The organism is Tractidigestivibacter montrealensis, from assembly GCF_024741235.1.
Classification (GTDB): domain Bacteria; phylum Actinomycetota; class Coriobacteriia; order Coriobacteriales; family Atopobiaceae; genus Tractidigestivibacter; species Tractidigestivibacter montrealensis.
In genome coordinates this window covers 686,030-708,221 of sequence record NZ_JANSKA010000001.1, presented here as the reverse complement: position 1 = coordinate 708,221, position 22,192 = coordinate 686,030, and the positions used below count along the sequence as shown (strand labels likewise).

Below are 22,192 nucleotides of genomic sequence, written 5' to 3'. Positions count from 1 at the left end.
CGCGGCAACTTTATACCAGCGCAAGGGCACTTGAGCCCCACGTGGCATCGTTCCACGCAAACTGCTACATGGTACGCCAAACCTGCGTCCCGAGACTACAATATGCCCCGTGCTGGCTTTTCTCCAACTATTTGAATGAAAGGTGCAAGTAATGCTCTCCCCTCGATTGACACAGCGGGCATCGGCGATTGCCCTTGCGGCAACCCTTGGCCTCTTCCCCGTCTGCGCTCTGGCAGACGAGCCGCAGGTACAGGCGCCAGCAGTGGAATCCGCAGCAGTCGCGACGCACGCCCAGAAAGAGCCTGCCGCCGAGAAGGCCGCCACTACCGAGAACCCCACGTCCACCGCGGACGCAACCGTGACGGAGCCCAAGCCACAGGATGCGGTTGCTCCCGAGGAGTCCCAGCAGCAGGAGCCTGAGTCCCAGCCGCAGGAGCCCGCCGCACAGGAGCAGGAGCCCCAGCAGACAACTGCCCAGACGGGCGAGAAGACGGGCGAGAAGCCCGAGGAGAGCGCCGCAACCGGCACCAACGCAGATGCCACCGCCAGCACGGTCACCGAGCCCAGCGCCACCAGCACAGGCGCAGTGGCGACGGAGGCCCCCGCGGAGACCAGCGTGGCAGCAACCAGCGAAGAGTTCGCGACTACAGCCGCCACGACAGCAGCGACCACCGCTGCAACCGCCAACGAGCCGCCCGTCAAGATGTATCGCATCTACAACCAGTGGTCCGGCGAGCACCTCTTCACTTCCAGCATCGATGAGGTCAGGACTAACGTGGCGCTTGGTTGGACCGACGAGGGCCTTGGCTGGGAGGCACCCCAGAGCTCCAGCACGCCCGTCTACCGTCTCTACAACCCCTACTCGGGCGACCACCACTACACCACGAGCAAAGACGAGTACAACCAGCTCGGCGCCCTTGGCTGGAGCCAGGAGGGCATCGGCTTCTACTCTTCGGACAACGAGGGGCTTGCCGTCTACCGTCTCTTCAACCCCTACGTGACCATTGGCACGCACCACTACACGCTCAGCAAGGACGAGTACCAGTACCTTGGCACCATTGGATGGAGCCGGGAGGGCATTGGCTGGTATGCCGTTGACAGCACCTCCTGCACCATTACCGCCTCCTTCGGCGATGGGGCCGGCTCCACCGAGAGCACCGTCTCCACCAATAAGGGTGGGGTCACGTACGTTGTCCTCCCCTCCTACGCCAATGCCAGCAGTGTGAAGCTGAGCTTCTCGGGCAATGGCTCCGCAGTTGACGCGCAGCTCGGCCTCCCCGCGGGCACCGTTTCCGTCGCAGCTGCCGGAAGCGCCGTCGACCTCTCCAGCGCCCTTGGCTCCACCATCAACTACTCGACCAGCCTCGGCACTCACCCGCTGGTGATTCTCAAGTCCGGCAACGTGGGCACCATCTTTGTCACGAGCGTCGACCCCAGCCAGGACCGCGCCTGGGTCGAGGCGAGCCCCAATCACAGCGCCAAGGCTAACGTCAACATCACGATGGTCGCCAGCGATGGCTCGCTCGTCTACAACAAGGACGGTGAAAAGCACTCCACTATCAAGGGCCGCGGCAACAACACCTGGGGCCTTGGCGTGAAGAAGCCCTACCAGATCTCGCTCAACAAGAAGACGGATCTGCTCCAGACCGGCAACAAGGACAACGTCAACAAGAAGTGGGTCCTTCTCGCCAACGAGAATGACCCCACGCTGCTCCACGACACCGTTGCCTATGATATGGGCCTTGAGCTGGGCATGGTTGGCACTGAGGGCACGCCGGTTGACCTCTACTACGACGGCGAGTATCGCGGCAGCTACTACCTCTGCGAGAAGGTCGAGATTAAGGACGGTCGTATCGACATCCACAACCTCGAAGACGACGTCGAGAAGGCAAACAAGGGCACGGACCTGAGCACTGCCGAGACCGCACAGGCCACCTACACCCACAACGGCAATACGTACACCTACCAGTACGCCGTGGGCGTGAAGGTTCCCGATAACATCACTGGCGGCTACCTGGTGGAGAAGGACGGCGCCTACTACCGCAAGGAGAAGTGCTGGTTCAACACGAGCATCGGCATCTTTGTGGTCAAGAGCCCCGAGGTCGTCTCGAAGAATCAAATTCTCTACATTGCCGAGCAGTTCCAGACCGCCATCGACGCCATGGAGAACAGCCAGTTCAACCTCACCGACAAGGCGAGCTTCGACCTCGACAGCCTTTCCAAGAGCTACCTCGTGAGCGAGTTCACCAAGAACGTCGACTTCTTCTTCACCTCGACCTACTTCTACAAAGACAAGGACAGCAACGTCATCTACGCCGAGCCGCTGTGGGACTTCGACGGCTCGATGGGTGTAAGGAACGATGACGGCGGAGCCAACTTCAAGAAGTACTCCGGCTACAGCGTCCCCGGTAGTGACTACCTGTGCAGCATTCCCTCCATCTGGAAGCGCGCACAGGAGATCTGGAAGCAGGAACTGAGCCAGCTCATGACCAACGTGGTTCTCGGCGGCACCAATGCGGTTGGCAGCAACGGCTACCTCCACTCGCTCGCCTACTACCGCAACCAAATCTCTGCCTCGCAGGCTGCCAACCAGGCAATCTTTGGCATCAGCCACTTTGGCAACGAGTTTGCGCCCTACTCGACCTACGAGGAGAACTACCAGTACATGGTCAACTGGCTCACCTGGAGAACCGAGTGGTTCAACCGGTACTTTGCCAACGCGGAGAAGGCCGAGAAGCACACGTCCAACTACGACGGAACCGACTACGGCCTGGTCTACGACTACAACTACTACGTTGAGAATCACCCCGAGGTCACGGCCGTGGTTGGCACCGACTCAGACGCTGTTCTCGCTTACTTTGTCCAGAACGACATGCCCCGCGGGGTGAGGGCGTCGCTCAACTTTGACCCCGCCACGTACAAGGCGCGCTACGCGGACCTCGCCGCGGCTTTTGGCGTCAACTGGGCCTCGTACTACCAGCACTACATGACGTACGGCTTCTACGAGGACCGCTTGGCGATCTAGTAGGGGACTTCTGTCGGCGGGCCCTACTCCAGCAGATTCTCTACCTCACCTGCGGGGGCAGGGTCCGTCCAGGCAAAGTTGTCACCCGTACCCTTACCGTCAACCAGCGAGAAGGCCGAGAAGCTCGTACGGCCGCGCTCGCCAAACTCGAGAAGGACCGCGTCCTGGTAGGCGCCGCGGTCATCGGCAACGGCGCCCTCGTAGGCAAGGGCGTAGCGCACTGGGTCGCCAAGCTTTGCCGCCGCGTCGCCGTGCGAGTGCGCAAGGCTGCGCACCTTCTTGCGGGCGCCCTCAAGGCACTCCTCCGGGCCGTCGTCGGCAAAGGTGTAGCTGGCAACATGGCCGGCGGCATCCTCGACGGCGAGAATCACGTCCAGCTCCACGCCCTCGGCAAGCACGTCAAACGCCTGGCCCATGAGGGTGCTTGAGAGATCATCCAGCTCCGGCGAGACTCCCTGTCCGTCCTTCTCAGCACCCATGAGGCCTCCCTGTTGCCTGCGTTGTTCTGACACACACATGGTAGCTGTTCCTACCCGCAAGGCAGAACGACTCTCCCCCGCCTTCCTCCCGTTCGTTAGCGGTTTTTGAGAACCAGAGGTCACGTTTGCCCAGTTGGCGAGAAGGACGTTTCTCAGATACCGCTAAAGAAAGAGAGGCACCGGAGAGGGAGAGGGCAAGCGCGGCTGGTAACAAAAAGAGGACCCCACGGTAGCAACCGCAGGGTCCTCGAACGTGTGGTGGAGACAATGGGGTTCGAACCCACGACCTCAGGCTTGCAAAGCCCGCGCTCTCCCAGCTGAGCTATGTCCCCTTATAAATAATCACCCCAGCGGCGACTCGGCTAACGCTGGGGTGACTATTGTCAAAAGGTGGTGGGCCTGACAAGGTTCGAACTTGTGACCTCCCGGTTATCAGCCGGACGCTCTGACCAACTGAGCTACAGGCCCAACGCAAGAAGGAATACTACACCCCACCCTACCCAAGGTCAACAGGCGCATCGCAGAAATTTGGAAGAATCTTGTTGGGACTCAAATCAAGACTCTGATGAGGAGCCTCACCAGCAAAGAGCTACACCGGCGAGGAATCCTTAGCGCCTGATGGAATGCGTTCTTGCCACTCAAGGAACATAAAAATGCCCTATCGGACGGGTTTTTAGAAGTTGCTGCACAAAAAGGCTCTATCGGACGGGCCATCTTTGGATATATCATCAGCTATTAAACTATATATCCAGTGTCCTGTATATTTATAAAGTTATATACGTGATTTTGAAAACTTAGTTACCTATTTGATATAGTTCGACAAACAGCGCCATTCGATAGCCCCTTTTTGTGCAGAGGAGCGAAATATCCCGTCCGATAGAGCAATTTCTTGCAGAATGTCCCCTGCAAGAAGCGGGGACGCAACATTACGGCTTCTTGCTCACACCGCCCGTCGACCTCGTAGTGAGTTCAACGCTAAGAAGCCACCGGACTCCTCTCCAAGCTCAGAACCACCAGGTGAACAGGGACATCCACGGCTACAGGACTAAGGTCACCTCGAGAATCACACGATACAACAAGAGCATGGAGCGCTACTTTGTGATGGACAACGTCTTTCTCGTAAGCTTCATGCTCGCCAATCCAGACTTCAGGCGAAAGGGACCTAGCCCATGGGGGTCACGGGGTCTCTGCGCGCGACGATGACTAGACGGCGCAACAGCATCTCGAACTCACTCCGGAGTATCTTCGTCGCGCGCTGCCTACCTCGGCCTGGTGCAAAATAACAACCTCGTGTTCTAACGGCCACCGCGACACCGGTACGCACGATGTCGCAGGTGTTGTGGCACCGTCTTGTCACGCAGCAGTTTTCGTGACCACCGTTGTATGTTTCCGCAGTTTGGGTAGGATAGGCGGGCAACAGCACAACAGGGGGTACCTCATGTTCATAGAAATGGAAATCAAGACGGTGGTGATCGGCGGGGGTCCGGTCTCTTCCCTCATCGTTCTTCAGCCCACGCAGCAGAATGAGGACGAGCCGCTCAACCTCCCCATTCGCATTGGCTCCGTGGAGGCCACGGCTATCAGCATGGGCGTCAACCCCGATGCCAGTGCAAGGCCCATGACGCACGATCTGCTCAAGTCTGTGATTGAGTCGCTTGGCTCTCATCTGCGCAGCGTCCTGATAACCGACGTCTCCGGGACCACGTTCTACGCACAACTTGACCTCATCAACGCCGGTGGGCACGAGGTCCGCGTCGACTGCCGGCCGTCCGATGCCATCGCTTTGGCAGTTCGCTGCAACGTGCCGATCTTCGCCGAGAGAGCAGTCCTTCGGACCGCCGCCATGCCGGACTTTGGCGCCATCGAGAACCAAGAGCATGACCAAGAGATGCGGGACTTTCACGAGTTTGTGGAAGGCCTCTCGCCGGATGACTTCAACGTGACCGACGGCGGCGACAACGCCCCACAGAAATGAGACAAAGTGAGACAAAGGGACAGTCCCTTTGTCTCATCGGACCGCAAGAACAAGGACCCGGCAGCCAACTCAACGGCTGCCGGGTCCTTTTCGTTGCAAGCCCCTGCTACTCAATGAGACAAAGGGACTGTCCCTTTGTCTCCCTCACTTTGTCTCACTTTGTCTCACTCGTCCTCGTCGAGGAGGTCGGGCGAGACTTCCTCGTCTCCGCCAATGTCGACGGACTCTTCCTCGTCGGCGTCCTTGGCACCGGCCGCTGCAAGGTCGAGCATGCCCTGGTTGGCGTCGTGCTTAGGCGCCTTCTTCTTGTGGGCCACCATGCGCGCCACGGCAGAGACGTGGTCGCTCTCGGCGAGGTTCATGACCTTCACGCCCTGCGTGGAGCGTCCGAGCTTGGGGATATCGCTCGTTTTGACGCGGATGACCACACCATCGACTGAAACGATCATGAGCTCGTGCTGCGGCCCCACCACGCGGCAGGCCACGAGGTTACCCTTCTTCGCCGTCATGGCAATGGTGAAGACGCCCTGGCCACCACGCTTGTGCTCGGGGTAGTCGGCCACCGGGGTACGCTTTCCATAGCCGTTCTCGGTAATTACGAACAGGTCACCGTTGCCGTTGGTGATCTCCATGCCCAGCATGGAGGCGCCGTTCTTGAGGGTGATGCCGCGCACGCCGGAGGTGTCCCTGCCCATGGCACGCACGTCGGACTCGTCAAAGAGGATGGCCTTGCCGTCGGTGGTCACAAGGATGACCTTGTCGCCGGCGCGCACGCGTCTCACGTTGACCAGCTCATCGCCGGACTTGAGGTTGATGGCAATGAGGCCGTCACGGCGGGTGCGGTCGTACTCGGACATGGCCGTCTTCTTGACCATGCCATTCTTGGTGGCAAACATGAGGTAGTCATCGGCGGGGAAGTCGCGGCAGGTGATTACGGCCGTGGGGTGCTCGCCCTCGGAGAGCGAGAGCACGTTCACAATCGCCGAGCCGCGCGCCTGGCGGCTACCAATGGGCAGCTCGTGGACCTTCAGGCGGTAGACGCGACCAAAGTTGGTGAAGAACATCACGTAGTCGTGGGTCGACGCCACAAAGAGGTCCTCGACAAAGTCGTTGTCCTTGAGCGAGAGACCCTGGACGCCCTTGCCGCCACGACGCTGTGAGCGGTAGGTGGCAACCGGCAGGCGCTTGATGTAGCCGGAGTGGGTAACGGTGACCACCATGTCCTCCTCGGCGATAAGGTCCTCGACGTCGAGGTCCTGTGCCTCCTGGGAGGAGATGCTGGTACGGCGCTTGTCGGCAAAGCGCTCAACGATCTGGCCAAGCTCGTCCTTGATGACGCCCAGGATCTTCTCGCGGTGGGCGAGAAGGTCGCGGTAGTAGTCGATGAGCTTGCGGAGCTCTTCAATCTCGGCGGCGAGCTGCTCGCGGGCCAAACCGGTGAGCTTGCGCAGGCGCATGGCGAGAATGGCGTCGCATTGCGGGTCGTCCAGGCCAAAGCGCTCGTTCATGCGGTGCTTTGCCTCGACCTCGGTCTCGGAGGAGCGGATGATGTGCACTATCTCGTCGATGTTGTCGACGGCGATGAGCAGGCCCTCCTTGATGTGGACGTCCTTCAGCGCCTTATCGAGGTCGAACTGGGTGCGCCTGGTCACCACGTCAATCTGGTGGTCGATGTAGTACTGCAGCATCTCGCGCAGCGTGAGCGTGCGGGGCACGCCGTCGACCAGGGCGATGTCGATGGCGTTGAAGTTGGACTGCAGCGCCGTCTTCTTATAGAGGTTGTTGAGGACCACCTGCGGGATGGCGCCCTGCTTGAGGTCGATGACAATGCGCATGCCCTTGCGGTTGGACTCGTCGCGCATGTCCGAGATTCCCTCGATCTTCTTCTCGTTGACCGCCTGGGCGATCTTCTCCTGGAGAAGGCCCTTGTTGACGGCATAGGGAATCTCGGTGACCACCAGGCGCTGGCGGCCGTTCTTGACCTGCTCTACGTGGACCTTGGCGCGCACGGTAATGCAACCGCGGCCGGTCTCGTACGTGTCGCGAATGCCTTCGGTACCCATGATGACACCGCCCGTGGGGAAGTCAGGCCCGGGGAGCACGGTCATGAGCTCGTCGGTGGTGGCATCGGGGTTGTCGATGAGCATGTCGACGGCCGCCGCGACCTCGCGGAGGTTGTGGGGTGGCACGTTGGTCGCCATGCCAACGGCGATGCCCGAGGAGCCGTTCACGAGGAGGTTGGGGAACCTCGACGGGAGGACGGCGGGCTCGGTGAGCGACTCGTCGTAGTTGGGCTGGAGGTCGACGGTCTCCTTGTTGAGGTCGGCGAGCATCTCCATGGCAGCGCGCGTGAGGCGGCTCTCTGTGTAACGCATGGCCGCCGGGGGGTCACCATCGATGGAGCCAAAGTTGCCGTGACCGTCGATGAGGGGCAGGCGCATCGAGAAGTCCTGCGCCATACGAACCATCGAGTCATAGATGGCAGCGTCGCCGTGGGGGTGGTACTTACCCATGACCTCGCCGACCGTCCAGGCAGACTTCTTGTGGGGCTTGTTGGGCGTGATGCCCGCCTCGTTCATGGCATAGAGGATGCGCCTGTGAACGGGTTTCAGGCCGTCACGCACGTCCGGCAGGGCGCGCGCCACGATGACCGACATCGAGTACTCGAGGAAGGACTGCTTCATCTCGGTAGCCATGTCAGTGGGCTTGAGCGTGCCGCCATGGATGTCGGTGAGGTCGAGGCGGGTACCTGCCTCGTCAGAGATCGTGTGGTCGAGATCAGCGCCGCCGAGATGTCCTACATCCTCGGCGTCATCGTCATCGTCGTCCGAGTCATCATCATCGACGTCGTCGTAGTCCTCGCCGTCGAGCTCGTCGTCTTCGAGCTCGTCACCCTCGTCCGGGCCCACGCCGTTCTCGAGGTCGTCCTCGTCATCGGCTGGGCCATGGTTCCTGTTGTTATCGTCTGCCACGAGTTGCCTTTCTCATCTCTCGCTTGTAGCGCCTGGTAGAGGCCTTAGATGTCGAGGAAGCGCACATCCTTGGCGTGCGTCTGGATGAAGTCCTTGCGCTTCTCGACCTGGGTTCCCATGAGGTCCGAGACGGCGCGCTCGGCCGCCATGGCGTCATCGATGGTCACCTGCAGGAGGATGCGGTTCTTGGGCTCCATGGTGGTCGACCACAGCTGCTCGGGATCCATCTCGCCCAGGCCCTTGTAGCGCTGGACGGTGTATTTGGTGGAGTCCTCGAACTTCTTGGCCTCGACGGCAAGCTCCTCGTCGGTGTAGATGTACTTGCCGTGCTTCTTGCCCTTGGGCTTGAGCTGGTAGAGGGGCGGCTGTGCCACGTAGACGTAGCCGGCCTCAATCATGGGCTTCATGTAGCGGTAGAAGAACGTGAGAAGAAGGATGCGGATGTGGGCGCCGTCGACATCGGCATCGGTCATGATGACGATCTTGTGGTAGCGCGCCTTGTTGATGTCGAACTCCTGGTCCACGCCCGTGCCAATGGCCGTGATGAGCGAAGTGATGGTATCGCTCGAGAGGGCGCGGTGCTCCTGCACGCGTTCCACATTGAGGATCTTGCCACGCAGGGGGAGCACTGCCTGGATGGAGCGGTCACGCGCCATCTTGGCCGAGCCACCTGCGGAATCGCCCTCGACAATGAAGAGCTCAGTCATCTCGGGGTCGCGCACCGAGCAGTCCGCAAGCTTGCCGGGCAGGCTGGCACTCTCGAGAAGACCCTTGCGGCGCGTGGCCTGGCGCGCCTTCTGCGCGGCGAGGCGGCCCTTCGCAGCCTGCGAGGCCTTCTTCAGGATCTCCTTGGCCTGATTGGGGTGCTCTTCGAGGTACTCGGCCATGCCCTGACTCACGATGCGGTTGGTGAGCGTGCGCATATAGGAGCTGCCAAGCTTTGCCTTGGTCTGGCCCTCAAACTGCGGGTCGGGGAGCTTGACCGAGATCACGGCAGTAAGACCCTCACGGATATCGTCGCCCGTGAGGTTGGGATCCTTCTCCTTGATGATGTTCTGGCGCTTGCCGTAGTCATTCACGGCCTTGGTGAGGGCGGTCCTGAAGCCCTCGAGGTGCATGCCGCCCTCCTCGGTGTAGATGTCGTTCGCAAAGGAGAGGGTGTGCTCGGAGTAGGTGGTGTTCCACTGCAGGGCCGCCTCGACCTCGCCCATCTGCGAGAAGGGAGCATCGGGGTCTGACTTGCCCTCGATGTAGATGGGCTTCGAGAGGCCGGGGAGGACCTCCTTCTCGTACTTCTGGCCGTTCCAGCCGTTGAGGTACTTCACGAAGTCGATGATGCCACCCGAGTAGCAGAACTCGTCCACGCGGGGCGTGAGCTCGCGCTCGTCGGTGAGGATGATCTTGAGGTTCTTGTTGAGGAACGCCGTCTCCTGCAGGCGGTCATGCAGGGTGTCGTAGTCGTAGACCGTCGTCTCGAAGATGGTGTCGTCGGGCCAGAAGGTGATGGTGGTGCCGGTGGCCTTGGACTTGCCCAGCTCCTTGAGCTTCTCGGTGACCTTGCCGCGCGCAAACTGCATCTCGTAGATGCCGCCGTCGCGCTTGACCTGGACCACCATCTTCTTGGAGAGGGCGTTCACCACCGAGACGCCCACGCCGTGCAGGCCGCCGGAGACCTTGTAGGCCTGGTTGTCGAACTTGCCGCCGGCGTGCAGGATGGTGAGGACGACCTCGAGGGTAGAGATCTTCTTCTGGGGGTGCTTGGCCACGGGGATGCCTCGGCCGTTGTCCTCGACGGTCACGGAGTTGTCAGGGTGGACCGTCACCTTGATCTTGGTGCAGAAGCCCGCCATGGCCTCGTCGACGGAGTTGTCGACAATCTCCCACACCAGGTGGTGCAGGCCGGCAGACGAAGTGGTACCAATGTACATGCCAGGACGCTTGCGCACGGCCTCAAGGCCCTCGAGGACCTTAATTTCGCTCGCATCGTACGAGTTGTCGTTCTTCTTTGCCACGTGACTCCCCTCAGAGCTCAGCAAGATACAGAGTCAAGTGTACTCCATGGGCACTTTCCTTCTCGGCACGCAAGAATTTGGTGGGTCTAAAACAGAATCCCTGCGCATCAGCGCCACGGAGAGGCGTGTTAGGGCCGAGAAGTTCCGTCGTTCGTGTCTCTGCTCTTTTCGCGCCTAAATGACAGGCTCATGGCCTTGTAGACGCTCCCTCTGAGAGATTCCGGTACAGATTCTGCAAGCTTCTTGACAGCATCCTGCTCGCTTCCGGTAAGTTCCGGCAGCGGTGTCTTGGGCATCTCGCCCGCAGCGGCACCGCTTACATGTTCCTTGCGAGGCGCTGCGCCGTGACCGTACTGAGAGACGATGAACTCGATCTCGGAGACCTCAAGGCCGCCCATGGAGAGGCGAGCCCTGTAGACCTCGCGGTTCGCCCTGAAGTCCACGGCGCGCATGCGTGAGTCCACGTAGACGCCCAGTATGGGGGCAGCGCCCTTCACATGCGGCTCCTTGAGGAAGACGCCGGTGGTGTGCGCACGTTCCACATCGCCGTTCACGTTGTGCCACACGTAGGCCGCGCGCTGGTTGGCACTCATGGAACGACGCGCCTCGGGGCTTGAGAACATGCCCTTGAGCAGCGACGATATGCCTTCGTAGTCCTCACTCACCAAACTCCACCACCTTCGAGCGCCCTAGGAGTTCGTCCGAGAAGTACCCAAGGTTGGTGGTTGTGACCACCGTCTGGATGCCGCTCTGGGCAAACTCGATCACGGACTGCCGGCGCGTCTCGTCCAGCTCGGACATCACGTCGTCCAGGAGCAGCAGCGGCCGCGAGCCGGTAACGTCTTCCGAGACAAGCACCTCGGCCATCTTGAGTGCCAGCACGATGGAACGCTGCTGACCCTGCGAGCCAAAGCTGCGGGCGTCTCTGCCGTCGATGGCAAATGCTACGTCGTCGCGGTGAGGTCCCACCGTGGTCTGCTGGCGGCGCAGGTCATCCGGACGTACCTCCTCCAAGCGTGCAAGGAAGCGCTCGGCAAGCTCCTCGCGCGAGAGTGTGAGGGGGTCGTCGCAGACGGTGCTCTCATAGGTGCAGGTGAGCTCCTCGCCGCCGGCGATGCTCCCGTAGACGTCCAGTATCTTCTCTCGCAGACGCCCAAAGAGGCGCACGCGGGCCTGGAGCAGGGTCGCTCCGCCCACGGCGACAGACGAGTCCCAGGCGCTCAGCAACGAGAGGTCGGGCCTCTCGTCCTTGAGCAGGCGGTTTCTCTGCTCAATGGCACGGGTGTAGGCGGCAAGGAGCTTTGAGTAGCCCACGGCTACCTGGCAGCCAAAGCCGTCCAGCTCCGCACGGCGGAAGGACGCACCGCGCTTCACAAGCGAGAGGTCATCTGGGCAGAAGAGCACGCTCATGAGCGAGGAGGGCATGTCTGCCGCCTGGCAGTGCTTGCCGTTGCGCGAGAACTGTCTGCGCTGTGGGGTAATGTCACAGGCAACATCCACCACGCGCCCGTCGCCCGCAAGCCGGGCGCGAATGCGGCCGCGCTCACAGCCAGCAAGGATAAGCTGCGAAGGCGTGGGGTGTCTAAAAGACGCCCCCGCCGTGAGCATCTGCAGCGCCTCGACGGTGTTGGTCTTGCCCACGGCGTTTCTCCCCACAAGAATCGTGGTCGTGGGCGAGAAGGACACCTCGCGCTCGCGGAAGTTCCTGAACTGCTCGAGCCCTAGGCTCTCTACGAGAAGACCCACGCTACATCCGGACGGGCATCAGCATGTAGAGGTAGTTGACCTTGCCGTTGGTCTTGAAGATGCCGGGCTGCATGTTGCTCTGCAGCTCCAGGACCAGCTCCTTCTTGTCGGAGATGGCATTCACGCAGTCAAAGACGTAGTGGTAGTTGAGCGCGATGGAGAGGCTCTGGCCCTCGACCTCAACGGGCAGAAGCTCGGTGGACTCGCCTTGGTCGGGCGAGGACGCCGAGAGGCGCATGACCTTGCCATCTGCATCGATGTCAAAACGCACGGAGGCGTTAGAGATGGCCACCACCGAGACACGCTTGAGCGCCGCGGCAAAGGCCTCGACCTCTATGTGCACCGAGGTGTTGCAGCTCGACGGCAGGAGCTGGCGGTAATCAGGGAAGTTCCCCTCGATCTTGCTCGAAATGAAGGTCGTGTTGCCAAAGGTGAAGACCACCTGGCTGTCGGTGGTGCCAATGGAGATGCGCTCCTCGAGGTTGGGCATCGACAGTACGTCGTGGAAGACGGAGCCAGGCACGATGGTGCGGAACTCGCCCTCGCCGGTCTCGGCGGAGGCGTCGCAGACGGCGAGGCGGTAGGAGTCCGTGGCAACAAGGCGAATGGTGTTGTTAGAGGCCGTGAGCAGGATGCCCTGCAGGATGGGGCGCGTGGTCTCCTTGGAGGTCACCTTGTAGACCTTGTCTACCATGCTGGAGAGCAGCTCGCTCGGAAGTTCCGTTGCGTCCTCAAGTGAGTACTCGGGGAACGCCGGCCAATCGGCGGGGTTCAGGGTGTTCAGGCGGAACGAGGACTTCTCGCATGAGATAGAGATAGTCCGCTCGCCGCCATCAAAGGTTACCGCAGCGTCATCCAGCGTCTTCACGATGCTTGTGAGCATCTTGCCCGAGACGACCGTCTCGCCGGGCTCCTCAACGTTCGCGGGGATGCGGTGGCGAATCGTGATGGTGAGGTTGTTGGTTTGGAACTCGAGGGTTCCCTCCTCGGCCTTGATGTAGATGCCCGAGAGCAAGGGAAGGGTTGAGTTTGTCCCCATGCCCTTGGCAACGACTGACAGTGCCTTGAGAAGCGAAGACTGACTTACGGTGAACCTCATGGCTGCCCTCTCTTATCTATTAGTTCTTTATCTATATATAAAAGCAATAGTAGTAATAAGGCCTGTCTAAAAGTCGAGAACTCGCAAACTCGCTGGTAGATGCCATAACAAATCTTTTGGCTCGTCTTCTTTGAGCCTGCGGTTCTCGACGGTCGAAGGCGTGTCGATAACTCTCTCTACATTGTGCACCCACTTTTCGAGGGTTTTCTTACGCCTTTCTCCCATCTTTTTGACCTACGTGTTCTCGGTGATGTTGTCGCGGATCTGCACCAGGCGATCGTGGTAAATCTTGTCCTCTTTGCGCTTCTTGTCCACCACGCGGATGCTGTTGAGCATCGTGGCATGACTCCTGCCGCCAAAGTGCTCGCCAATCTCGGCGTAGGTGGCGTCGCAGAGTTCCTTGGAGAGCCACACGGCGATGTGGCGGGCATTCATGATGTCCTTGTTGCGCTTCTCGCCCACGAGGTCCGAGTGTGAGATGTCGAAGTACTGCTCCACCGCGCGCTGGATCTCCTCAATCTTGTATTGCTTCTCGCCGTTTGGCCACGACTCCTTGGCGAGTCGGTTGATGTCCTCGCGCGAGAGCTCCTCGCCGCGCTGCTCGCGGTGGGTCTCGGCGATGAGGCAGCGCTGGCAGAAGCCCTCGATCACGCGGATGTTGGTGCCCGCGCGCTCGGCCATGTAGCTTATGTTCTCCTTCGAGATGGTGCCCGTGATGGCAAGCCCTACGTGCCCCTCGGCTGCGTCCTCGTGCATGCGCTCGCAGAAGGTGGTGATGAGGCGCAGCTTGAGCTCGTAGTTTGGTACCTGGATCGATGTCGAGAAGCCCGAGTCCAGCCTGCTCGTCACGCGCTCGTCGAAGGCCCCCTCGGCGCCCAGCTGCGAGGGAGAGCGGTCCGCTGCCAGCACGATCTGCTTGCCGGCGCTTGTGAGGTGGTTGAAGGCATCGAAGAAGAAGTCGATGGTGCCTGCCTTACCGGCGAGCTTCTGGATGTCGTCGATGATAAGGACGTCGATGTCGTAGTAGTTGTCGCGCAGAATGTCTGGCGCCGACCTCTCGCGGTGCGACATGGCCGTGGTGTAGTCGGTGATGAAGGATGAGCCGTCCTTGTACACGCAGACGCGCGTGGGGTCGTTCGCCGAGATGTAGTTCTGGATGGCGCGCAGGAGGTGCGTCTTTCCCAGGCCGCTCTTGCCGTAGATGAAGAGGGGGTTGTAGGTGCGGTTCTCACCGTTTGCCACCTGGAGCGCGGCCTGGTAGGCGAAGGTGTTCTCGTCGCCTACGACAAAGCGGTCGAAGGTGAGCTTGGAATCCATCTCCGAGATGTCATCTACCAGCGGGTTTGCTGCTCGCCGCTCGTGGCCGGCAGCCTCTTTTGCAGCGTTGTCGTCGAGCCACGCGTCCTCGGGGGCCCGTGGTTGCGGCGCGGGCGCCGGTGTTGGTATGGGAGCCACTGCCTGAGGAGACGGCGCCATCCACCTGCGAGCCTCCTCGGGTGTCACTGCCGAGCTTGTTGTGAGCGGTGCCGCGTCGGGGTCCTGTACAAAGGAGAGGTCGAGCGCAGTTGGCTCGAAGGCTGCCTCGGTGAGGCACTCGTTGATAATGTCGAGGTTCTTCGAGAGACGGTTCTTAACCGTGCGGCTGTGCGTCTCTACGTGGAGCACGCCGGGGTCGAGCGACACGGGTACGCAGCTGCGCAGCATTGCCATGACCGAGCCAGGCAGGTGACGCTTGCTTACCAGGTCAAACATGTCCTGCCACAATGCCTCGGTATCTGAGTCAATCTCTGGTCCCATGCCTGCGTGTCCCTCTCGGCGTCTGCGGGCGCATGTTGCGCCCCCCTGTCTCGTGCAATAGCCCATTATAAGGAAAATGTTGAAAACTCTGCCTTATGAACCTTGCAGGCGTCGAGAACTACGAGAAATGTTGAAAACCCTACGTATAGGCTGGCGAGAAGGTCAAACGACTTACACGAAGCTCTGCCCAAGCTGCGTGAGGTAGTACTTCTGGCCGACCTTCTTGAGGATTCCCATCTGCACCATGTTGGCAAGCTCGCGCGACCACGTGGGTGCAGACCTGCCATAGGTCCGCACGAGCTCAGTAGGGCCAACCATCTCGTGCGCCGAGAGGTACTCGAGAATGGTCTGCGAGCGGTCCGAGAGGTTGATGCGTCCAAGCTCGGCAGCCCATGCGGGAGGCTGCTGCTCGTCCGCGGGTGCGGGGGTTGGTGCGGGCGCAGGCGCGGGCACGGGTACCTGCTGCTGGTAGGCCGGGTGCGGGTAGCCCTGCTGGGGGTAGAAACCCTGCTGGACCTGGGTCTGCGCTGGCTGGTAGAACTGCTGGTAGCCTGGCATGTAGGGTTGCTGGTAGCCACCTGGTGCCTGCTGTGTGGGGTATAGAACCTGTCCGTACCCCTGTGGCATCTGAGGTTGTACTTGTTGTGGCGCCGTCCCCGCGGTCCTTCCCGGTGCGGCGCGCCTCTCGGCATCCTCCTTGGGCCTGGTGGAAATTGTCACGACGGTCCCGCCAGAGATGTTGTCCTCTATGGTGAGACTACCGCCCTTGTCGGTCATGTACTGCTGTACGTACGGGAGGCCCGACCCAACGCCACGAATGTAGTGCTTCATTTCCTCGGTTGCGGAGGTCGTGCCGTACTCCATGGCCAGGTCCTTCTCCTGAATGCCTGGGCCTTGGTCCGAGAAGCGCAGCGTGTTGCCCTCGTCGAGGATCGTGATGGTGGGCGCGATGAAGTAGGCGTGAATGAAGTTCTCGACAATCTCGCGAATCACGGTGAAGGGAATAGTGCTTCCCTGCTCGTGCGCGAGGCGGTTAACGGTTGCCGTGATCTCCTCGAGGTAACTGCGAATGTCCGTTGGCTCGATGACCACCACGCGCGGGGCGGCCGCCGCGTCGTCGTAGATGGCGATGCGGGCGGGATAGCGCACAGCCCCAAGCTCGCCCTGGGAGGCGTTGCTGCCGCCTTCGCCCTGGGAACTCTCTGTGGACTTCTCGTCCTTCTCGCCCGCGTCCTGGGGCGTGTTGTCTACGAACGGATAGAACGCGTGGTCCATCCCGCTTTACCTCTTGATTCTTTTCGCCAGCTCTGACTTTTCAACCACGTTTGAACCTTGGATGAAAACTTTCACTTGGATTTCTATGTGAACGAAAGTTTTCAACAAAGGATGAAACACGGTTGATAACTGGGTCTAAACGTGAAATACCGGCTGGAAAATCATAGCATCAGGACGAAAGTTGTCAGCAGGTTGGTACGTTCTTTTCGTCTCATGGAAGATTTCTTGCACTGCATTTCTGCGACTGGCGCGCCAGCGCTGAGCCTTACCATGAGACAACCCACCGAGAATCCGTGCAGTTATTCTGCATTAAATTGACATCTTGACGGAGAGACCCTTACAATCTTTGGGCTTAGTGCTCAAGACATTAGACCCGTATGGGAGGAATACATCATGAAGCGTACGTATCAGCCCAACAAGCGTAAGCGCGCCAAGACCCACGGTTTCCGTGCCCGTATGGCCACCAAGGGCGGCCGCAAGGTTCTCGCACGTCGTCGTGCTAAGGGCCGCAAGCAGCTCACCGTCTAACACACCATCATGGAGACCATCAAATCGCGTGCCGAATTTGAGAGGGTCTTCTCGCGCGGGAAGCGCTACAACGACGCGTTACTGCGCATTCGAGTGGTGCCAACGAGCGAAGGCGACCTGGCGAAGGTCGCCTTCGTTGCGCCAAAAAGGCTTGGAAACGCCGTCTACAGAAATAGGTGCAAGCGCGTCCTGCGAGAGGCAGCACGCGCTTGTTCGCTACCGCGTGACGGCTACGACGTAATCCTCTTCTCGACCGACAAGACCCATGACAGCTCCCCCGAGCGCGTGGCGACGTCCCTTGAGAGGTTGCTCGAGAGGGCCGGTGTGGTGTGTGGCTGAGTCCAAGGGGGAGTCTGCACTTTCGCGTACCGCTACGAGGGCCATTAGGTTCTACCAGCGTCGCATCTCGCCTTTGTTCCTGCCGCACTGCATCTACACACCAACCTGCTCGGAGTACGCTCGACAGGCCATAGTCAAGTACGGTCTGGCGAAGGGCGGGTGGCTTGCCGTGAGGCGCATCTTGCGGTGCCATCCCCTCCACGCCGGTGGATACGACCCCGTTCCCTAACTGTTTGGGGACACACACGGAGGAACCATGTGGGATTGGATTATTGACTTTCTCGCCGGCGTGCTCGCGGGCATTGAGGGATTCTGCGGGGACTGGGGACTCGCAATCATCATCCTTACCGTAATCATCCGCGTGCTTATCATGCCGTTGATGAACAAGCAGGTTGAGTCTTCGGCTCGTATGCAGGCCGCACAACCCAAGATCATGGAGCTGCAGGCCAAGTACGCCGATGACCCCGAGCTCCAGGCTCAGGAGATGCAGAAGCTCTACTCTGACATCCACTTCAACCCCGTTATGGGTTGCCTGCCTGTGCTACTCCAGATGCCTGTCTTCTTCGCGCTATTTACGGTGGCTCGTGACCGCATCCCCTCGGATGCAAGCTTCTACGGCATCATCCCTTCGCTCGCTGGATCTGCAGGTGGCATGATCAGCTCCGAAGGCTGGGGTCCTGCTGCTATCTACATCTTCTTCGTCATTCTCTTTGGTGTCCTCACGTTCCTGCAGATGGCCATTAACTCTGGCCAGGTGTCCGAGGACCAGCGCAAGCAGCAGCTCGGTATGGGTGCCATCATGGCCGTGATGATGGCCTGGTTTGGCTGGAGCATTCCCGCCGGTGTTGTCCTCTACTACAATGCCTCTGCGCTGTGGGGCATTGTGCAGCAGTACTTCGTGACGCGTAAGGTTATGGAGAAGGCCAAGGCAGAGGCTGAGCAGAGCATGCAGAACCAGTCCTCCGTCACCGTTGACGTAGTGCGCAAGGAGAAGAAGCCCCGCCCGCACAAGAAGAACTAACTTCTGAGGTTCTACATTCATCATTCTTACTAATAATGTTATCTATATGCATTATTAGTTATATTTACTTTGCTATATACCTACCTGTTTTGGAGGTTTGTGATGGAGGAAGGAATCCTCGACGAGGTAGTCGAGTCTGAGGAGGTTGTCTCTGGCGATACCGCTGCGCAGGGCTCTCCTAATGACGAGTTCGCCCAGATTCGTGAGCACTACGAGGCTGGCGTTGCTCTGACTGATGACGAGACCGACCGTATTGCCGATGTTGCCGTTGAGTACCTGCGCGGAATTCTCAATCTCTTTGGTGAGACGCACTCGTCCATTGACGAGTACGATGGCGATGAGGGCGAGCTCATTCTTGATGTGAGCGGTGGAGACCTTGCCGTCCTCATTGGCCGCCACGGTCGCACGCTTGAGGCTCTGCAAACGGTTATCTCCACGCTTTTGAGCAGCCGTCTCAAGTTCTACTATCCCATTGTTGTTGACATTGAGAGCTACCGCAGCCGTGCAAAGAAGAAGATTGAGCAGATGGCCCTCAATGCTGCTTCTCGTGCCAAGAGTCATGGTTCCAGCGTCAAGCTTGCTCCCATGAATGCGTACGACCGTCGTTTGGTTCACCTTGCGCTGCGTGATGATCCCGAGGTCACCACACACTCTGAGGGCGATGACCCTGATCGGTACGTTGTTGTGACGCCGGTTAAGCTGTAGTCCAGCTCTCATTGTTTCTACATGCGCTACAGTTTGGGAGGGTGAGATAGTCACCCTCCCTTTTTTCTTGCCAAAATCTTTTGATTCGTGAGTTTTTGGCAATATATATCTCTCTATGGAGCCATTAGTTTTTGATATAAGGAGTGAAGATGGCCAATACTTCCCACGAGGTTCTTAAGGATGAGTTGCTTGAGCTTCTTGCCTCTGATACAGACCTTTCGATGCTTACTGTGACCCCAGAAATGGTCGAGCTACTCATTCGACATTTAGAGCTCGTTGATGAGAAGAACCAAATTATTAATCTCACAAGGATTACCAACGAACATGAGGCCATTGTCCTCCATATTCTCGACTCTCTGTTGTTTATTGCTCATAACCCCACTGTATTGGGGCCAGGCGAGAAGCTATTAGATGTTGGTACTGGAGCTGGCTATCCAGGATTGCCTCTCACAATTGTGAGTGGTTGTCAGAGCACTCTCATCGACTCTGTTGGCAAGAAGGTCAATGCCGTTAAAGAGTTTACTAATGCGCTCGAGCTCTCTGATCGTGTCTTGTGCCTACATGCACGTGCTGAGGAAGTTCCTGAAGTTTGTCACTTTCGATTTGATGTTGTTGTTGCTCGTGCTGTTGCCCAAACGAATGTTCTCATTGAATATGCTACCCCTTGCTTGAGAAGGAACGGTACGCTTCTTCTTGGCAAGGGCAACCCTAGCGATGAGGAGCCTCAAGCTGCTTCTCGTGCTGCAAACATTTGCGGGCTTGAGGAATCAGGGCGGTTTGAATATGATCTCCCTCATGAGCTTGGACACAGAACCATTCTTGCATATACAAAGACTGGCAACCCTCGTATCAAGCTTCCACGTCAGAATGGCATGGCAAAGAGGAATCCCCTTGGACTCCAGTAATTCCCTGTAAGTATTTGATTACTTCCAAGCCTTGTGGACAGATATGTTGCGACTCTCACCGGACTGCATCGGTGAGAGTCGCATTTCTATGACGCGGTTGATTTCCGCTGTTTCACGTGAAACACGACTCATGATTTGCTTTACTGCTTTAAGGATCAACCCTAGGTGTCACTGTTGTCTTCAGTTTGGCATTAATCCCGTTATAAGTGAAACAGCTTCATTCTAGATAAGACTGACAATCGAAGCTTCTCGTATTCAGTAAGTCGTAATATAACCTAGAGAGACAATTTTGGACGTTTCACGTGAAACGATATCGTCGAATCTCAGACTCGCAATTTCACTTTCTTGTAGTTGGATAGGTTTTCAATATCGAATGGGGAGCAAAATTTTCGATGTTTCACGTGAAACGCCTTGTAATTGACGATGTTTGGCATATAGCTCAGCCATTGAAGATTAGTGATATATGCATTACTTTGAAACAAAGACTTCAGGCCAGTAGTGTTTCACGTGAAACAAGCATGTTGACTAGCCAGAGTAGAAAACATGGATGATTCGAAAAAGATTCTCGAAGTTTCACGTGAAACAATACCCTATGATTGTCACACACCACATTGGTGAGCAAACACAGTTTAGACGTAAACATACTCGGCAATTGGGGGTCATTCGTGGGCTTTCAAGACGTAAAACGCGGATTTACCAATAGAGATACGAAAGTTTTTGCGATTATCAACCAAAAAGGCGGCGTTGGAAAATCAACGACGGCGATAAACCTTTCTGCAGCGCTTGGAGAGGCTAAGAAGAAGGTACTAGTAATCGATTTAGACCCTCAGGGGAACACAACAAGCGGATATGGCATCGAGAAGGAAGATCTTGAGCACGATATGTATGATGTCTTGCTCCAAGACTTCCCAATTGAGGATGTAATTGTCGATACAGTTGAGGATAGAGTCTTTGTAGCTCCTGCAACGATTCAACTAGCGGGCGCAGAAATAGAGCTTGTATCTGCAATGGCGCGCGAAAGCATCCTCAAAAGCGTTGTCGATAAGATTAAGGAAGAATTTGACTACGTCTTTATCGATTGCCCCCCATCACTTGGATTACTCACAATCAATGCACTCGTTGCTTCAGATCAACTGCTGATTCCTATTCAGTGCGAGTATTACGCCCTAGAGGGTGTTACAAAGCTCATTGAATCAATGAAGATGGTTAAGAGTCGCCTTAATCCTTCACTCTCGATATTTGGTGTTGTCATGACTATGTATGACACGCGAACGACGCTCTCCCACCAGGTAGTTGAGGAATGCGAAAACTACTTTGGCAAGCAGATATTCAAAACGTACATTCCGCGCAACGTCAAGATTGCAGAGGCACCGAGCCATGGTTTGCCGGTAACGATGTATGCACGAATGAGCAAGGGCGCTTCTGCCTATACTAAACTTGCTAAGGAAGTGATTCGCCGTGGCTAAGAAGTCTGGTTTGGGCAAGGGACTTGAATCACTGATGGGCGAAGCGAACGCAGAGGTAGGTGCTCCAGCCGCAGATTCAACGTTGCCAATTACCAAGATTAAACCGAACAAAGGTCAGCCACGCAAGAACTTCAATCCTGATGAGCTTGCTGAGCTTGCCGATTCCATCAAGCAGAATGGCATACTTCAGCCCATTATCGTGCGTAAAAAAGGAACTACCTACGAGATAGTTGCAGGCGAGCGTCGCTACCAGGCAGCAAAACTTGCGGGTCTAGACGAGGTGCCTGTCGTCATCAGAGACATTAGTGATGAGGACGTATTCAAACTCGCACTTATCGAGAACCTCCAGCGCTCTGACCTCAACCCTATTGAGGAGGCACAGGGATACAAACAGTTGCTTGAGAATAATGGTCTCACCCAGGAAGAGGTAGCCCGTCTCGTCTCAAAGTCGAGGTCTGCGATAACTAATACGCTTCGACTGCTTGACCTTCCTGACGAAGTCCAGCAGCTTATGAGTGAGGGCAAGCTGACCGCTGGGCACGCACGAGCAATCCTTGCTGTCCCCTCTGAGGAGGGACGAATTCGTCTTGCAGAGAAAGTCGTTGCTCAGGGTTTGTCGGTACGACAGACAGAAACCCTTGCACCACTGTTTTCTGACAACAGTCATGCGGAGCCAGTGCATCGCCAGCCTGTACCCCAGTCTTTCAAGCGTGCGGCAAGACAGATGAGACTGGCACTGGATACCAACGTCAAGGTTAAGACCGTCCGTGGAAGGAACAAGGTGGAGATTGAGTTCGAGGACGAGGATGCGCTCGCCCACCTTGTCGACCTTCTCACGAGGGACTAGG

Annotated in this window: 18 protein-coding genes and 2 tRNA genes; 10 read left to right on the top strand and 10 right to left on the bottom strand. The window is 58.0% G+C overall.

The window, feature by feature from the left end; genetic code table 11:
- Positions 1 to 151 precede the first annotated feature (151 nt).
- Positions 152 to 3,025, top strand: a complete 2,874-nt coding sequence (locus NVS32_RS03060; protein ID WP_258498593.1) for a CotH kinase family protein — start codon at positions 152 to 154, stop codon at positions 3,023 to 3,025.
- A gap of 23 nt (positions 3,026 to 3,048) precedes the next feature.
- Here NVS32_RS03060 and NVS32_RS03055 read toward each other — a convergent pair whose 3' ends face one another.
- The 3 genes from NVS32_RS03055 to NVS32_RS03045 form a co-directional block, all read right to left on the bottom strand.
- Entirely contained in the window at positions 3,049 to 3,504 is a 456-nt protein-coding gene (locus NVS32_RS03055) for a hypothetical protein (RefSeq protein WP_258498592.1), read from the bottom strand.
- A 256-nt stretch (positions 3,505 to 3,760) separates the two neighbouring features.
- Positions 3,761 to 3,836 (bottom strand) — tRNA-Ala (locus tag NVS32_RS03050).
- Positions 3,837 to 3,895: 59 nt separating this feature from the next.
- Positions 3,896 to 3,972 (bottom strand) — tRNA-Ile (locus NVS32_RS03045).
- A 970-nt stretch (positions 3,973 to 4,942) separates the two neighbouring features.
- Between NVS32_RS03045 and NVS32_RS03040 the strand changes: the two genes are divergently transcribed.
- Positions 4,943 to 5,479, top strand: coding sequence for a bifunctional nuclease family protein (locus tag NVS32_RS03040; RefSeq protein ID WP_258498591.1), 537 nt, complete (start codon positions 4,943 to 4,945; stop codon positions 5,477 to 5,479).
- A 164-nt stretch (positions 5,480 to 5,643) separates the two neighbouring features.
- Here NVS32_RS03040 and gyrA read toward each other — a convergent pair whose 3' ends face one another.
- The 7 genes from gyrA to NVS32_RS03005 form a co-directional block, all read right to left on the bottom strand.
- Positions 5,644 to 8,451, bottom strand: coding sequence for a DNA gyrase subunit A (gene gyrA / locus NVS32_RS03035; protein WP_368407204.1), 2,808 nt, complete (start codon positions 8,449 to 8,451; stop codon positions 5,644 to 5,646).
- Positions 8,452 to 8,495: 44 nt separating this feature from the next.
- Positions 8,496 to 10,463 (bottom strand): DNA topoisomerase (ATP-hydrolyzing) subunit B, encoded by a 1,968-nt coding sequence (gene gyrB / locus NVS32_RS03030; protein ID WP_118156611.1) that lies wholly within the window; start codon positions 10,461 to 10,463, stop codon positions 8,496 to 8,498.
- A gap of 128 nt (positions 10,464 to 10,591) precedes the next feature.
- Positions 10,592 to 11,128, bottom strand: a complete 537-nt coding sequence (locus NVS32_RS03025) for a hypothetical protein (protein ID WP_258498590.1) — start codon at positions 11,126 to 11,128, stop codon at positions 10,592 to 10,594.
- A complete protein-coding gene (gene recF / locus NVS32_RS03020; protein WP_118156609.1) occupies positions 11,121 to 12,209 on the bottom strand; it encodes a DNA replication/repair protein RecF in 1,089 nt (362 codons plus the stop codon). Before recF ends, NVS32_RS03025 begins: the two co-directional genes overlap by 8 nt.
- A gap of 1 nt (position 12,210) precedes the next feature.
- The gene (gene dnaN / locus NVS32_RS03015) at positions 12,211 to 13,308 is read right to left on the bottom strand and encodes a DNA polymerase III subunit beta (RefSeq protein ID WP_032110074.1); all 1,098 of its coding nucleotides are present in this window, start codon (positions 13,306 to 13,308) and stop codon (positions 12,211 to 12,213) included.
- Between the two features lie 234 nt (positions 13,309 to 13,542).
- Positions 13,543 to 15,105: a DnaA/Hda family protein gene (locus tag NVS32_RS03010; protein WP_258498589.1), complete on the bottom strand. Its 1,563-nt coding sequence runs from the start codon at positions 15,103 to 15,105 to the stop codon at positions 13,543 to 13,545.
- 171 nt (positions 15,106 to 15,276) lie between these two features.
- Positions 15,277 to 16,380, bottom strand: coding sequence for an ATP-binding protein (locus tag NVS32_RS03005; RefSeq protein WP_258498588.1), 1,104 nt, complete (start codon positions 16,378 to 16,380; stop codon positions 15,277 to 15,279).
- Between the two features lie 393 nt (positions 16,381 to 16,773).
- Here NVS32_RS03005 and rpmH point away from each other — a divergent pair, with 393 nt between their 5' ends.
- The 8 genes from rpmH (at position 16,774) to NVS32_RS02965 (ending at position 22,191) form a co-directional block, all read left to right on the top strand.
- Positions 16,774 to 16,908 (top strand): 50S ribosomal protein L34, encoded by a 135-nt coding sequence (gene rpmH, locus NVS32_RS03000; protein WP_032110077.1) that lies wholly within the window; start codon positions 16,774 to 16,776, stop codon positions 16,906 to 16,908.
- A gap of 9 nt (positions 16,909 to 16,917) precedes the next feature.
- Positions 16,918 to 17,247, top strand: coding sequence for a ribonuclease P protein component (rnpA, locus tag NVS32_RS02995; protein WP_258498587.1), 330 nt, complete (start codon positions 16,918 to 16,920; stop codon positions 17,245 to 17,247).
- Positions 17,240 to 17,476 (top strand): membrane protein insertion efficiency factor YidD, encoded by a 237-nt coding sequence (gene yidD / locus NVS32_RS02990; RefSeq protein ID WP_258498586.1) that lies wholly within the window; start codon positions 17,240 to 17,242, stop codon positions 17,474 to 17,476. The genes rnpA and yidD overlap by 8 nt, the downstream gene beginning before the upstream one ends.
- A gap of 27 nt (positions 17,477 to 17,503) precedes the next feature.
- Positions 17,504 to 18,268 carry a YidC/Oxa1 family membrane protein insertase gene (locus NVS32_RS02985; protein WP_258498585.1) on the top strand — a complete coding sequence of 255 codons (765 nt, stop codon included), beginning with the start codon at positions 17,504 to 17,506 and terminating at the stop codon, positions 18,266 to 18,268.
- Between the two features lie 102 nt (positions 18,269 to 18,370).
- Positions 18,371 to 18,973 (top strand): Jag family protein, encoded by a 603-nt coding sequence (locus tag NVS32_RS02980; protein WP_258498584.1) that lies wholly within the window; start codon positions 18,371 to 18,373, stop codon positions 18,971 to 18,973.
- Positions 18,974 to 19,122: 149 nt separating this feature from the next.
- A complete protein-coding gene (gene rsmG, locus NVS32_RS02975) occupies positions 19,123 to 19,878 on the top strand; it encodes a 16S rRNA (guanine(527)-N(7))-methyltransferase RsmG (protein ID WP_258498583.1) in 756 nt (251 codons plus the stop codon).
- Between the two features lie 665 nt (positions 19,879 to 20,543).
- The gene (locus NVS32_RS02970; RefSeq protein ID WP_258498582.1) at positions 20,544 to 21,344 is read left to right on the top strand and encodes a ParA family protein; all 801 of its coding nucleotides are present in this window, start codon (positions 20,544 to 20,546) and stop codon (positions 21,342 to 21,344) included.
- Positions 21,337 to 22,191, top strand: coding sequence for a ParB/RepB/Spo0J family partition protein (locus NVS32_RS02965; RefSeq protein WP_258498581.1), 855 nt, complete (start codon positions 21,337 to 21,339; stop codon positions 22,189 to 22,191). Before NVS32_RS02970 ends, NVS32_RS02965 begins: the two co-directional genes overlap by 8 nt.
- Position 22,192: the final 1 nt, after the last annotated feature.